12 protein-coding genes, 1 tRNA gene and 1 pseudogene are annotated in these 13,455 nt (G+C 64.3%); 2 read left to right on the top strand and 12 right to left on the bottom strand.

Annotated features, from left to right (window positions below; translation table 11 throughout):
- Nucleotides 1–2: 2 nt before the first annotated feature.
- The 5 genes and pseudogenes from K414_RS0124145 to K414_RS29825 all read right to left on the bottom strand — a co-directional run bounded on the left by K414_RS0124145 (nucleotide 3) and on the right by K414_RS29825 (nucleotide 6,308).
- Nucleotides 3–746, bottom strand: coding sequence for a recombinase (locus tag K414_RS0124145; RefSeq protein ID WP_228139277.1), 744 nt, complete (start codon nucleotides 744–746; stop codon nucleotides 3–5).
- 368 nt (nucleotides 747–1,114) lie between these two features.
- Complete coding sequence (locus K414_RS0124150; protein WP_027498272.1) at nucleotides 1,115–2,281, bottom strand: site-specific integrase; 1,167 nt, start codon at nucleotides 2,279–2,281, stop codon at nucleotides 1,115–1,117.
- Between the two features lie 207 nt (nucleotides 2,282–2,488).
- Entirely contained in the window at nucleotides 2,489–3,697 is a 1,209-nt protein-coding gene (locus K414_RS27890; protein ID WP_343294193.1) for a TniQ family protein, read from the bottom strand.
- 24 nt (nucleotides 3,698–3,721) lie between these two features.
- Entirely contained in the window at nucleotides 3,722–4,660 is a 939-nt protein-coding gene (locus tag K414_RS0124160) for a TniB family NTP-binding protein (RefSeq protein WP_027498273.1), read from the bottom strand.
- Nucleotides 4,661–4,664: 4 nt separating this feature from the next.
- Nucleotides 4,665–6,308, bottom strand: a pseudogene (locus K414_RS29825) (Mu transposase C-terminal domain-containing protein).
- 209 nt (nucleotides 6,309–6,517) lie between these two features.
- On the opposite strand from K414_RS29825, the gene K414_RS0124170 reads away from it, so the two are divergent.
- On the top strand, nucleotides 6,518–8,464 hold the full coding sequence (locus tag K414_RS0124170; RefSeq protein WP_027498274.1) for a CocE/NonD family hydrolase: 1,947 nt from the start codon (nucleotides 6,518–6,520) through the stop codon (nucleotides 8,462–8,464).
- A 10-nt stretch (nucleotides 8,465–8,474) separates the two neighbouring features.
- Complete coding sequence (locus tag K414_RS0124175; protein ID WP_032399437.1) at nucleotides 8,475–9,386, top strand: alpha/beta fold hydrolase; 912 nt, start codon at nucleotides 8,475–8,477, stop codon at nucleotides 9,384–9,386.
- A 70-nt stretch (nucleotides 9,387–9,456) separates the two neighbouring features.
- Here the strand turns inward: K414_RS0124175 and rplA are convergent, their stop codons facing one another.
- From rplA to hadA, 7 genes are all read right to left on the bottom strand, one after another.
- A complete protein-coding gene (rplA, locus tag K414_RS0124180; RefSeq protein WP_027498276.1) occupies nucleotides 9,457–10,176 on the bottom strand; it encodes a 50S ribosomal protein L1 in 720 nt (239 codons plus the stop codon).
- Nucleotides 10,177–10,265: 89 nt separating this feature from the next.
- Nucleotides 10,266–10,700, bottom strand: a complete 435-nt coding sequence (gene rplK, locus K414_RS0124185; protein ID WP_008713829.1) for a 50S ribosomal protein L11 — start codon at nucleotides 10,698–10,700, stop codon at nucleotides 10,266–10,268.
- 64 nt (nucleotides 10,701–10,764) lie between these two features.
- Nucleotides 10,765–11,589 carry a transcription termination/antitermination protein NusG gene (gene nusG, locus K414_RS0124190; protein ID WP_027498277.1) on the bottom strand — a complete coding sequence of 275 codons (825 nt, stop codon included), beginning with the start codon at nucleotides 11,587–11,589 and terminating at the stop codon, nucleotides 10,765–10,767.
- A gap of 60 nt (nucleotides 11,590–11,649) precedes the next feature.
- Nucleotides 11,650–12,120 (bottom strand): preprotein translocase subunit SecE, encoded by a 471-nt coding sequence (gene secE, locus K414_RS0124195; RefSeq protein WP_027498278.1) that lies wholly within the window; start codon nucleotides 12,118–12,120, stop codon nucleotides 11,650–11,652.
- Between the two features lie 30 nt (nucleotides 12,121–12,150).
- Nucleotides 12,151–12,223, bottom strand: a tRNA-Trp gene (locus K414_RS0124200).
- A 189-nt stretch (nucleotides 12,224–12,412) separates the two neighbouring features.
- Nucleotides 12,413–12,838 carry a (3R)-hydroxyacyl-ACP dehydratase subunit HadB gene (gene hadB, locus K414_RS0124205; protein WP_027498279.1) on the bottom strand — a complete coding sequence of 142 codons (426 nt, stop codon included), beginning with the start codon at nucleotides 12,836–12,838 and terminating at the stop codon, nucleotides 12,413–12,415.
- Nucleotides 12,825–13,337 carry a (3R)-hydroxyacyl-ACP dehydratase subunit HadA gene (gene hadA / locus K414_RS0124210; RefSeq protein ID WP_045840660.1) on the bottom strand — a complete coding sequence of 171 codons (513 nt, stop codon included), beginning with the start codon at nucleotides 13,335–13,337 and terminating at the stop codon, nucleotides 12,825–12,827. Before hadA ends, hadB begins: the two co-directional genes overlap by 14 nt.
- Nucleotides 13,338–13,455: the final 118 nt, after the last annotated feature.

The following is a 13,455-nucleotide window of genomic DNA, read 5'->3' on the forward strand; positions in this document are numbered from 1 at the left end:
TGTCACTCGACGGTGTCGGCCGGTACGCGTGCGGTCTCCGATTCGAGAAAGTCGACGAGTGCTTCCAACAGGCTGTCCGCGCGGGTTTCGACATCGGCGAGGACGGAGTCCACGCCGTCGAGAAGACCGTGGGCGTGTCTACGCGCAAGCGTTCCGCGTTCGTAGTAGCCGGGGTCGAGCAGGACCCGCGGTACTGGATCCGGTGCCGCGATCTGCTCCGGATGTTGTGACCGCGCAGTGGGCTGCAGGTGGGTGGGTGCCCGTCCGTCCAGGTGCATTCGCACGATGCCCGCGACCGCACGGGCGGTCAGCGGGGTCGCAGCCAACGGGGTGTGGCCCCACCGGTCGATAGGAATCGACAGCGGCTGTTTCCCGGCCGGGTCGAAATACCGGTCGTATCCGCCGAGCCCGGTGCCGTCCACGGCATCGAGAGCGTCGGCGAGCATTCGGGTGCTCGGATACCGGGTCCGATGGCCGAGTACCTCACACCAGCGCTGGTACACCGTGCGCGGAGAAATGCCCGTCCCCGCCAGCGCGAGGGAAGTGACAGTGCGGACGCCGCGGCCTGCCTCGACGCGAAGGGCGTCGAGACAGGCATCGGCGGTGACATCGCATGCCCGCAGGGCCGCGATCTGCGTGTACGGCAGACCTGTCGTAGCGAGCGTGAGGATCAGTACGTCTCTGCGTGCGAACAACGCTGACGGCCAACCGTATTCGGGAAGCCGCGCGATGATTCCGCCGATCACGGCTGCCACCTCTTGCAGGCGCGACGTACGCGCCACGTCCAGCGCAGCCCGAACGATCTCAGCACACCCCGGAGGAGGTAATAGATGCCGATGATGAGCGATGTCGATCACCGCGATCCGACGGCGTTGGGTCGTCGGCGCGGCGGGGTGCGCGTGAAGAAACCGAGCAAGCGACTCCGGAGAGGCCGCCAGTGAGGGTTCGCCATGGGCGGTGCACCAGTCCTCGAACAGTGACCACGTGTGCCGATCCCGCCTCGGTATCGACGTGTTCGTGATGTCCGCTGGTCGTATCGGACAAGGGCGGTCGTCGTGGTCAGCATCTGCCCCGGTCGTCCCGTCGCCGGTCACTGGCTCGGTCGGGTGCCTGGTCATAAGCCGAGCTCGGTGACGGCGTTGCCGATCAGTGGCGCATTCTCGTGAGCGTATGTTTCGACCATTGCGGGTGTGGTGTGCCCGGTTTGGCGCATGATGGCGTGCGCGTCAGCTCCGTTGCGGAAGGCTTGCATGACGAAGCCGGAACGGAGGGAATGCCCGCCGAGCTGAGCGACGGTGACGGGGTCGTATCCAGCTCGAGTAGCGCGGCGGCGGATCGCCGCGTGCACCGCGGCTCCGGACAGGGCTGTGTCGGAGAGGTTGCCGTTCTTGCGGACGGACCGAAACAGAGGGGACCGTTTCTCGACCACAGGAAGGGTGCCGCGACAAATATGGGAGTCGAATTCCACTGCGCGGGAGAGTATTCGGATGACGGCAACTCTGCCGCCGGTGTCGAACGCTGCGACGATCTGCAGCCATCGCACCCACGCGCAGACCGGGCATGACTCGTGGCGGGCGGTGAACGGGAGTGCTTTCACGGTTCCGGTGCCGTCCTGGTCGGTCTTCGACTTCCGGATACGTACATGCGCACCATCGAGGCGGTCGCGGTGGACATCGCGGCATTCGAGCGCTACGAGTTCGCTGCGGCGGAATGCGCCGGTGTAGCCCATCAGCAGTAGCGCGGTGTCGCGGCGTTCGAGGACCTCCGACGCCCAGCCCGCTGCAGTGCGTCGGGCGTGGTCGACGATCGTAGTGATGTCAGCGGTGAGGAGCGGGGCACGGGGTCTGCGGGGCCGCTCCCCCGCAGACGCGTAATCCCGCCGGATACCCGAGAGGGTGGCGCGGACCATCTCGTGCCCGCACGGGTTGTCGTGTCCAGTAGCGCGGTGGCGGTCCGCGACCGCCGCGATCCATTTGTCGAACGTCGACGGCGCATACGCCCGCGTCCCGTCGACGGTGAGCGTGTCGGCGGCGCCGACGAGGTACGCCGCCACCGTTGCGGGATGCGCCGGCAAAGCCTGGTGCCCGAGGACGATGCACCAGGTTTCGAAGCGTCGCCACGCCGAGCTGTAAGCCCGGCGGGTACCGGCGGACCGCGATGCAGCCATCGACCGCTCGATCCGAGCGGCAACCTCGGGTGTCAGGTCCGGAAACACCGCAGCGCCACCCGACACGACAGCTGGGACAGCGTTCGAGCCGGCTGCTGGCTGGCGTTCTGTCATGGGGTGGACTGTATCGGGCAGCTCCGACACATTTCTGGATTCGAAACCACGCTCAGCTGGCGGTTTGCGGGTCTACGGTGCGGGAAGGAAAATTCTCGTCGGTCACCGCACAAATAACGTTGGTGACTATGACCCCGCCGCGAAAACGGCGCTTCTCGGCTGTCGCCGCGCGTGCATCGCGGACGACCCCCCTCCATCGGGCGAGAACTACGTCGGCGGATGGCGCAGCGGGATCCCGTGGTCGAGGAACAGTTGCACCGTCTCATCCAGCTCCGCCGCGGTGCGGCACCACCCCCAGCGCAGGAAGTTGTACAACGAACTGGCGGATGCAGGATCGACGCGCGCCGCCGCGATGGCGGCCTCGGCCGCAGCGTGCGCGTCAGCCCACAGATCGCCCTCGGGTGCGGGATAAGACGAGCGCGTCGGAGCTGTCCCGGGATCGACCGGCTCGTAGGGTCGTGGGCGCAGCAGAGATGCGTGCGCACCGCCGGCATCGATCTCACCGCTCTCGACCATCGCAATGCCGATCGCTGCAGCCTCGAGAACTTTCGCCTGCTCGTCCCAGTGCAGGTCCTCGAACGGAACCCACGCTGTCCGCAACGGGCGAGAACGACCGGCGGCCCTCCAGATCGCAACGAGCCTCGTCGCCCACCGTCCGGTGCGAACCAGCGGCGAGGACACTTCGTCGACGACGGTGCGCAGAAGCCGGAACCACACAGCGGCATGTACCCGGCCCGGGCCGAGCTCCACCCATCCCGTCGTCAGAGCCTCGGTACTGCGCCGATCGAGGTCCGTGACCGCTGAGGGAACCGGAACGGGCGAGACCCGTTCGTCCGAACCGAACCGGACCTGATCCCAGAAAATCGCATGACCAGGCAAAGCAGAGCAGGGTTCGAGTCGACAACGGTGGTCGAGGCAGCTGCTCAGCACCGGATATTGATGCAGCAGAGTCATGTTCATATCAGCAGTGGATTCGAGGCTGTCGATACATGCCGGGCATGCCCGACTGCGCGGAGTGCTCGCCCACGGCAACCATGCTTCGCTCGTGGGTGTGCGGCGTCGTCGATCCTCCCTCGCGAGGTCGGCCGGTAGCAGGATCGAGAATTGGTGGACGTAGGTGTCGAAGTCGCAGTCGGCGGGGTCGGTGCTGTCGAGCAGCCACGGTGTCCACCCCGCCAACGTCATCATCCGCACCCTCTCCACCGGGACCGCGCCGCGACCGGCCAGCTCGATAAGTATCGGCTCCGGTGTGTAGCGGTCGAGATCCTCGACAGCACAATCGATATCGAGGTCTGCTAGCAGGGTCAGAAGGCTTGATGTGCGGATACAGCTCGCATATCCGGGCCAACCAGGACGAGAGGACCTCACCTGGCAGTGGCTGCGGGTGCAGCGGCCACGGGCGAACGTACGCATCATCGGGCATCGCAGCGAGCCGCGCGTTCACGCGAGGTGGCGCTCGAACTGGCGGCGTCGCTCCGTGGGACCGACGTACGGAGTGCGTGTGAGCACCGATGAGGTGATCGCTTCCTCTCCGCTGTCGACGGCGGTCACTGCGGCGGCAGTGAGCAGCGTTGTCAGTTCACCGATGGTGCCCTCGGAGCGAGTAAGGAGGTAGTCGGTCATCTCCGGTGATGTCAGGTGCGAGGGTTTGCGGAGGGGGAAGCTCGTGCTGAAGCTGGCCAGCAGTGATCTGGTGTCGGCAGTGTTGGTCCAGACCGGCAAAGTCATGGGATGGAATCGGTTCTCCAACTGGGGATCGGTCCGGATGGCGAGGTAGGCGTCGCGGGTTCCGACAGCGACAAGAGGAATGCGTAGTTCGTTGCCCAGGAACCGCAGCACGTTCAAGAATTCGCGGCGGACGTTGTCGCGGCCGGCGAGAACATTGTGAAGCTCGTCGATGATCAACATCCGTACGCCGGTGGCGCGGAGCAGCATCAATGCTTGCTGTTCGAGTTCGTGGACCCGATTGCGGGGCCTGGTCGGTGTTCCCAACGCTGTGAGCAGTGCGAGGTAGAACCGGCCGGGTGACGGGTCCGGGGGCATCTGCATGCACAACACCGGTATCTGCTCGCGGTCGGACAAGCTGATCGGCGGATGAGTGCGCCGGAACTTTTCGATGATCATCGACTTGCCGTTGTTCGTCGGACCGAGCAACAGTAGGTTCGGCATACGCTGTCGGTCCGGCCACGACAGCAACGACTCCAGATGGTCGATGACCGTACGGGCCTGCGGATGCCCGATCCACCTCTCCGACCGGATCGACCGGATCCGGTCCGCGTCGTCGAGTGCGGTGAGCGGTCGAACCGACTCCCGAAGGTGCCCCAAATCCTCGCTGGACGACTCGGTGGGTTCGTCGCTGCTTCCTGTCGATGCGGTCATCGCGTCACCATTCCTCGATGTCGCTGAAGACAGGCGTTGCGGTGCCGCCGTCCGCTCGAGGCTCCACCGGCGGGTGGATCGCGGGGATCGGTGCAGACGCGGCGCCGGTGAGATGCGTGCGGCGGGCACGGTTGCGCCGGGCTTTGCGGGTGGCTTTCTGCGAGCGGTCGGTGACCTCGCGCATCTGCTCGATCATCGAAAACAGTGCGCTCTCATCGACGTTCGACCGACCTTGTTCGCGGAGACGAGTGATAGCAGCTCTGTGCTCCCACAGTGTCACCGCGGGATGTGACATCGTCCGGTACGGCACCTCGACATAGCCGGCACCGTCTGGTTCGAGGACCCAGATTCTGCTCAAATCGCGTGGGTCACGTCGTATCACGAACCGCCCCAAATCCTCTCGCCGCGCAACCCACGGTTTGAGCGCGTTCGAGAAGTAGTGCACGTGATCGAGAACGAAGCCCGTGCGCGTCAGACGTCGCCGGATGACGGGAAGAAAGTCCACCAGGAACGCGGTTTCGCCGAGCACCACACGAGGGGCATGACCAACTGCGGCGACCCCACCGGCCCACACGGCGGCCGGAGTGTTCCCGATCCCTGCGTGAACGCTCGCGTGATACGAGGCTATGGCCAGGACCAGCCAGCGCTCCAACTCACGCAATGTCAACGCCGCGTGCTTGTCCGAGTCGTAACTTCCTCGGTCCGCTGGGTTCGAGAAGGTGGTCCCAGGCAGCTCGTGCACCGCCGTCATCGCCGTTCCGATGATGCGTTCGACGATCCCGCCGTAGTGCGGTCGACCCGGAGGACGGTACTCGAGGGTGATGGCGTGCTGGGCGCATCCGCGGCGCAGCGCTTCGCTTTTGAACTCGGAGGCGTTGTCGAGATACAACTGTTTCGGCTTCCCTGCCATCGGCCACTGCACCTGCTCCGCCAGCTCGCATGCCTCCAGCCACGTCTGCTTCCCGCAGCACACGCGGCCCAGGCACAACCCGACCGATATCGACGACGGCGGCTCCAGAGTGACGACGAACCCGAGTACGGAACGGCTGAAGACATCGATGGCGATCGTCAGGTAGGGGCGGCCGATCGGTTACCGCTCTTACTCATCAACGACCATCAGATCGACGACGGTGTGGTCGATCTGGACCTGATCGAGAATCCCCGAAACCGTCGGTGGAACGTCGCCGGCGGACTGACGTGGGCGGGCGGCATCGGGTCCTCCGCCTGACCTGGCCACCGATGCCGGAGGGAGCGCGGCGATACGCGCAGTGACGGTATTTCTGGCCGGCACCGGCAAACCCGCGCGATGACACGCCAGTGCTATACGTCGGTGCAGCGCAGCGACACTCAGCTTCTGGCGGTGAAGAAAATAGCGGGTGAGATGATCGCCGATCACTTCCTCGACCTCAGCCGCTACTCGGCTGCGGCCACGCCCTCCCGACGAGACCTTCGTCAGAAGATCGGTGACTGTCCCCGTCCCGTTCCTGAGCCTGCCGACCAACGTGTAGACCTGCCGCCTGGACAATCCCAACCGTTGCGCGGCATCGTCGACCGCTTCCGAACGCACCGAATGCATCTCCAGCAAGGGAGCCAGGACAGCGAAACGGGCCTCGGCCTGGGACCACCGCTCCCCCGACGCTGTCAGCACACCGGTCTCCACGACGTCGAGCTTGTCGGGGTCCACCACAAGCCTCCCTGTCACCGAGAGCCGAACGTGCGACCGTGCACCGCACTTCTGACATCAGAATGTCAGAAGACACGTGCACTCACCCTCGAAACGCCTGCAAAGAGTGCAGCCGTCTTCTGAAGTTGACACCTCGGGACAAACAGGGTCGTTCGACGGTCTAGTCGACGTTCATGACTGCCGTGCAGCCCCACCCCCTCCTGCAACCCGTACGCGATCCCAGCGGCGGCGACGCAGCAGCGGCGTGGGCGGAAATCGTGCGCGAACAACCGCGCTTTCCGAGGGTCTCCGTCTCGGCGAACGTTCGTATCCCGATGAGCGACGGCACGGCGCTGCGCGCGTACGTCATCCGCCCCGCGGACGCAGCGGGTCACGCGGTGGAGGGCAGTTTTCCCACCGTCCTCAATCTCACGCCCTACAACAAACTGCTCATCAAGGGGATCGACACGATCCTCGAAACGCCGGTTCTCGGCCGTGCTGTCAGAGCCTTCTCGGCCGCCTTCGATCTCACCGGAACGGCATTCGACGGCATCACCGAAATCACCCGTGTGGTGGCAGGCGGGGCGGCGGACCTTTTCTCGGTGAACCGTCACCTCGTGCGCAGTGGGTACGTACAGATGATCGTCGACGTCCGCGGCACCGGTAGTTCCTCGGGCACCTGGGATGTGCTGGGACCCAGGGAACAACTCGATTCGCTCGAGGTGATCGAGTGGGCCCGACGCCAGTACTGGTGCAACGGCAGGGTGGGAATGGCCGGAATTTCGTATTCCGCGATCAATTCGCTGCAGGCCGCGGCCAAGCAACCCGCCGGGCTCGACGCCATCTTCGCCGTCGAGGGCTCGGTGGACATCGTCCGCGAAATCTTCGCGACCGGAGGCGCGACATCGGCGTTCATCCCGCTGTGGCTCGCCGCCGTCAACGGGTTGAAGTGGGCACCGGCCGTCGGCGGAGTCGATACGTTCACCTGGCTCCGCGATCGCGTGCGATCCCCCGCCACCAATTTGCTCGATCTGGCCAAAGGCTTTGTCACAGGCCGAGATCCGCGAATCTACGACAACGAGTACTACGACACCATCGACGCCGTCATCGAGGACATCGCGGTACCGACCTTTCTGTACGGGTGCTGGCACGACATCTTCGGCGGATCCGCTCCCGACATCTACAACCGGCTCCCCCTCGAACGTGGATCGAAGCAGTTGCTCGTCGGCGACGGCTACCACGGCAACCCCGGTATCGGATTCGGCGAACCAGGATTTCCACCGCGCCTCGACGTACTCGAGCGGGCCTGGTTCGACAAGTGGCTGCGCGACGTCGACAACGGAATAGAGAACTACGGTCCCGTCACACTGCGGCAACAGGGCGGGAATTGGACTGCGCACGGCCGCTTTCCGGCACCTCGGGCCCAGCCACGAAGGCTGTACCTGTCGGCAGCGTCCTCGGGCACCGCGGCCCATGCCGTCGCCGACGGCAGCCTCACCACCGAACCTGCCACAGCCCGCGACGTCCTGACGGTGCGGCCCTCGTTGCGGGCCGTCGTCTCGCGTGACACCACGCAGGTGCTGGCCGGGGTGACGGCCGTGTTCGGTGGTGGATTCACCTACGACAACCGATTCGCCGAGGGCGCCGCAGTCACCTTCACCACCGATGCTGCCGAGTCGGACGCCGTCCTGTCCGGTCCGATGAATCTGCATCTTCGGGTGATCTGCCACGCACGGGAAGCGTTGTGGGCCATCATGATCTGCGACGTCGCTCCCGACGGAACCTCGACGGTGCTCAGCAACGGCGCTCTTCTGGCCTCGCGTCGAGCCGTGGACGACGAACGTTCCTTGTTCGCGCCGAACGGCGACTACACCCGGCCCTACCACCCGCTCACCGAAGCGGCGCTGCTTCCGGTACCCATCGGCGAACCCATCGTTCTCGATATCGACATTCTCACCACCGAGGCCGTCATCGCCACTGGCCACCGACTCCGGGTCGACGTATTCGCCACCGACACAACACGGTTCATCCCGATCTTGCCGGACCTACTGCGCACTCGACTACGCAAACAGGACATCAGCATCGACCCGGAAAGCCCGAGCTACCTGGTGGTGCCCATACTCGGTGAGCCGGGCTGGTAGGAACGACACCATGAGAATCGAACAAGGCATCGCGCCGGCGAACTCCGTCGAGATCGCGTACGAGGACATGGGTTCGGTCGATGACCCTGCGGTCCTGCTGATCATGGGCCTGTCCGCGCAATTGACGTTGTGGCCCATGGATTTCTGTACCCGCCTCGTCGATGCGGGATACCGAGTGATCCGCATCGACAACCGCGACATCGGATTGTCCACGAAGATGACCGGGCAGAAGGTGCGGGGATCCCAGATCCTCCGGATGATCCGACACGAGCTCGGGATGTCTTCCGACGTGCCCTACACGATCGTCGACATGGCCGCCGACGCCGTAGGAGTACTCGATCACCTCGGGGTCGACACCGTGCACGTCGTCGGTGCATCGATGGGCGGCATGATCACTCAAGTCTTCGCCGGTAGTTACCCCGAACGAACCGAATCGGTGGGCATTCTCTTCTCGAGCACCAACGAGCCGTTCCTACCTCCGCCGGACCCACGCGCCCTGCTGCCCCTGCTCGGTGGCGTCGGGAAGGACGCCACGAAAGAGGAAATCATCGCGCATTCGGCAAAGACGTTGTCCACCATCGGCTCTCCCGGCTTCCGCACTCCGCTCGAGGAACAACTGGAGATTGCGCAGGTGATGTACGAGCGGAACTACAACCCCTCGGGCGTCGTGCGGCAGATGGCTGCGATCACCGGCACCGGCAGCCTGCGGCCGTACGCGAAGAAGATCACCGCGCCGACCACCGTCATTCACGGGACCGCCGACAGACTGGTCCGACCCTCGTGCGGCAAGGCCATCGCCCGCGCCGTTCCCGGTGCCGAGCTGACGCTGATCGACGGCATGGCCCACGACCTACCCGCCGCGTTGCTCGACCGCATCAGCGGCATCGTCCTGGCCAACTTCGCTCGCGCGAACGCGGCCTAGATCCTCGGCAAGACCCTACGACGAAGGCCGGCCTCCCTGGGGAGACCGGCCTTCGTTCGCAGTTACGAAATTACGCGTTCGCGTCGTCCTCGAGGAGGTTGCGCGTGCGGTTCGGATCGACCTGGACGCCGGGTCCGGTGGTGGTCGAGACGGTGACCTTCTTGACGTAACGACCCTTGGCCGACGACGGCTTCGCACGCAGGATCTCGTCCAGCGCAGCGCCGTAGTTCTCCACCAGCTTGGTCTCGTCGAACGAGGCCTTACCGATGACGAAGTGCAGGTTGGCCTGCTTGTCGACGCGGAAGTTGATCTTGCCGCCCTTGATGTCGTTGACGGCCTTGGTCACATCGTTGGTGACCGTGCCCGTCTTCGGGTTCGGCATCAGGCCACGCGGTCCGAGGACACGGGCGATGCGGCCGACCTTGGCCATCTGATCGGGGGTGGCGATCGCGGCGTCGAAGTCCAGGAATCCGCCCTGGATGCGCTCGATCAGATCTTCTGCTCCGACGACGTCGGCTCCTGCTGCCTCGGCCTCTGCAGCCTTCTCACCAGCGGCGAAAACAATAACCCGAGCGGTCTTGCCGGTGCCGTGGGGAAGGTTGACGGTGCCGCGCACCATCTGATCCGCCTTGCGGGGATCGACGCCGAGTCGCACTGCAACCTCGACGGTGGGGTCGAACTTGCTCGACGCGGTCTCCTTGGCCAACTTGGCGGCTTCGAGAGGCGAGTAGAGGTTGTCCTGGTCGATCTTTGCGGCCTGCTCGAGGTAGGCCTTGCTGCGCTTTGCCATGTCTTGCTGTCCTTCGTTCGAGTTCAGTGTGGTTGACGAGCCTGGCCGGCTCTCCCACGTGTACTTCGGTTACTGCAGAGAGCTGGTAATCAGCCTTCGACCGTGATGCCCATCGAGCGAGCAGTGCCGGCGATGATCTTCGCGGCCTGATCGATGTCGTTGGCGTTGAGGTCTTCCTGCTTGGTCTTGGCGATCTCGCGCACCTGATCCATGGTCACCTTGGCGACCTTGGTCTTGTGCGGCTCGCCGGAGCCCTTTGCCACGCCTGCAGCCTTGAGCAGCAGCTTGGCAGCGGGAGGAGTCTTGAGCTTGAAGTCGAACGTGCGGTCTTCGTAGACCGAGATCTCGACCGGCACGACGTTGCCGCGCTGCGACTCGGTCGCGGCGTTGTACGCCTTGCAGAACTCCATGATGTTGACGCCGTGCTGGCCCAATGCGGGGCCGACGGGCGGTGCCGGGTTGGCGGCACCGGCCTGGATCTGAAGCTTGATGATCCCGGCTAGCTTCTTCTTCTTCGGGGGCATTTCTTTTTCCTTGTATTCGCTCGGGTTTCTTGCGGTTGCTACTGCAAGTCTGTGCGCGCGGCTTCTAGATCTTGGAGACCTGGGTGAAGCCGAGCTCGACCGGGGTTTCACGGCCGAAGATCGATACCAACACCTTGAGCTTCTGCTGCTCTGCGTTGACCTCGCTGATGCTGGCGGGGAGAGTCGCGAACGGGCCGTCCATGACGGTGACCGACTCGCCGACCTCGAAGTCGACCTCGATGGTCGGCTTCGACGTGGTGTCGCCGCTCTGGTCGCTTGCGCCTGCGGTCGCTTTCGCGTCCTTCTTGGCGCCTTCCTGCGGCATGAGGAACTTGACGACCTCGTTGATGGTCAACGGTGACGGACGCGACGTCGCACCGACGAATCCGGTGACGCCGGGGGTGTTGCGCACTGCGCCCCAGGACTCGTCGTTGAGTTCCATGCGGACCAGGATGTAGCCGGGCAGAACCTTGCGGTTGACCTGCTTGCGCTGGCCGTTCTTGATCTCGGTGACCTCTTCGGTGGGAACTTCCACCTGGAAGATGTAGTCGCCGACGTCGAGGTTCTGCACACGGGTCTCGAGGTTGGCCTTGACCTTGTTCTCGTATCCGGCGTACGAGTGGATGACGTACCAGTCGCCGGGAGCGCGACGCAGAGCCGCCTTCATCTCGGCGACGGGATCCTCGGGCTCTGCCGTGACGTCGGCGTCAGCGGCCTCGTCGCCTTCGGCGGCAACGTCGTCCCCGGCGGCAGCGGCCACGTCGGCCTTGATTGCTTCGTCGGTCTCGCGGTCCTGAGCGGCCTGCTCCGCTTCGAGGCCCTGCTTGGTCGCCTCGACATCGGCGTCGAATGCGGCCACTTCGGTGGCGTCGTTGTGCGGCGTGCTCACGTCAGCACCCTTTCTCTAGTTTCCTGCTCGGTTCGATCGTCGAAAAGTCGGCCGTCTCGGTCAGCCGAACAGCCAGCCGACGCCTTTGATGAACAACACGTCGAGACCGCTGATGTACGCGACCATGAACGTCAGGAAGACGAGCACGACGGTGGTGTAGGTGACCATCTGCTTCTTGTTCGGCCAGATGACCTTGCGCAGTTCGGCAACAACTTCGCGGAAGAACTGCAGCAGCCGCAGAAAAACGTTGGGCCGCTTGTCTGCTTTGGCCTTGCCCGAACGTCCCTTGCCGGACGTGGCTTTCGTGGACGCGGTCGCAGTCTTCGTCATCGACACCGAGGCAGCACCGGTGCTGCGTGCCCTGCTCGACGATCGCTTACCGGTGGGTACGACAGCCTCCGCAGAAGATCCACCGGCAGACGTATCAGCATCGGAGAGACGGCCCTCGGAGCCAGGTACGACGTCGTCTGGGGCCGAAGAGTCCTCGAACTCCCCCGATCGACCGTCGCGCTTACCGCGCTCCTCGCTCACGTCGTTCCTCTCAGTTGCTGACACCTTGGGCAGGGGCGACAGGACTTGAACCTGCAACCTACGGTTTTGGAGACCGTTGCTCTACCAATTGAGCTACGCCCCTTCGGCCGAAACTTCTCGGCCGCTCTGGTGTCGATCCGACTCACACGCTCGAGCCCACGTCACCTCGGAAAGAGGACGCGGGCAGCGCAGAGCGCCGGATTACCCCAGAAATCTCAGTGTACTGCACACTCTTCGGAACAGATAAATCCCGTCGTCCCGGCCACGAACTACTTCTGCCGGATCGACATGCTCAGGCCAAACGTACCGTTGCGGTAGCTCGCCCGAAAATCTTCTTGCCCTCGAACTTCGCCACGATGGCAATCACGGCAGTTCGCTCCTCGACGTCCATCGTCTTGATCTTGCCGGTGAACTCGACCTGCGCCGCCGAATCCGCCGGGACGAACACCGAGCTGGTGAAGCGCACGTTGTACTCGGTGACCGCACCCGGATCGCCGAGCCATGACGTGACGAAGCCGGCACCGAGGCCCATCGTCAGCATTCCGTGCGCGATCACGTTGTCCAATCCGGCCAGCGCGACAACTTCGTCACTCCAGTGGATCGGGTTGGGATCGCCGGACACACCGGCGTAGTTCACCAGGTCGCCGCGGGTCAAGGACACGACTCGCTCGGGCAGCTCCTCGCCGACGGACACGTCGTCGAAACTACGAAGCGCCATGCCTGATCACTTCCTTGACCGCATGGGCGATGTTCTCGTCGATCTCCCCGCCGGTCCGCGCCACGATGGTCGTCCACGTGGTCTGTACGAGATCACCGTTCTGGTCGGTGATGATGTTCTTCGTGGTCATGATGTCGCTGCCGCTCATCTGCCGGAAGGACTCGAGGTACACGTCGCAGAAGATTCGATCGCCGACCTGAATCGGGCGATGGAATTCCAGTCGTTGGTCGGTCTGCAGAATCTGGCTCGGGTCGTAACCGGTGATGACCTCTTGCAGCATCCGGGTCTGCGACATGATCCCGAGCAGGGAAACGAAGGTCAAGGGCGCGAGGAGACCGTCGTAACCGAGGCCCTTCGCTGCGTCCTCGTCGTGATGCGCGGGATGAAAATCCTGGACGGCACGCGCGTATTCACGAACCTTCTCGCGGCCGACCTCGTAGAAGTCGTCGACGCGGAAATGAGAACCGACCATGGACGCCGCGTGTGCGGATGCATCCATGGTCGGGACATCGTGTGGAGCTTGTGACACGGAAAACCTTTTCTACCCTGGACGCAAGAGCCGTTAGGGGGAGAAAAAGTGACCTAACGCCGGGCGCCGACTAGAGATCGGAACTGCG

The sequence above is a fragment of the Rhodococcus sp. JG-3 genome (assembly GCF_000482405.1).
Classification (GTDB): domain Bacteria; phylum Actinomycetota; class Actinomycetes; order Mycobacteriales; family Mycobacteriaceae; genus Rhodococcoides; species Rhodococcoides fascians.

Coding starts and splice junctions, on each gene's coding strand:
- K414_RS0124160 (WP_027498273.1), bottom strand. CDS start 4,660: ATGACCGCATCGACAGGAAGCAGCGACGAACCCACCGAGTCGTCCAGC.
- rplA (WP_027498276.1), bottom strand. CDS start 10,176: ATGGCAAAGCGCAGCAAGGCCTACCTCGAGCAGGCCGCAAAGATCGAC.
- K414_RS27890 (WP_343294193.1), bottom strand. CDS start 3,697: ATGATGCGTACGTTCGCCCGTGGCCGCTGCACCCGCAGCCACTGCCAG.
- K414_RS0124150 (WP_027498272.1), bottom strand. CDS start 2,281: ATGACAGAACGCCAGCCAGCAGCCGGCTCGAACGCTGTCCCAGCTGTC.
- rplK (WP_008713829.1), bottom strand. CDS start 10,700: ATGCCCCCGAAGAAGAAGAAGCTAGCCGGGATCATCAAGCTTCAGATC.
- K414_RS0124175 (WP_032399437.1), top strand. CDS start 8,475: ATGAGAATCGAACAAGGCATCGCGCCGGCGAACTCCGTCGAGATCGCG.
- hadB (WP_027498279.1), bottom strand. CDS start 12,838: ATGGCGCTTCGTAGTTTCGACGACGTGTCCGTCGGCGAGGAGCTGCCC.
- hadA (WP_045840660.1), bottom strand. CDS start 13,337: ATGGATGCATCCGCACACGCGGCGTCCATGGTCGGTTCTCATTTCCGC.
- K414_RS0124170 (WP_027498274.1), top strand. CDS start 6,518: ATGACTGCCGTGCAGCCCCACCCCCTCCTGCAACCCGTACGCGATCCC.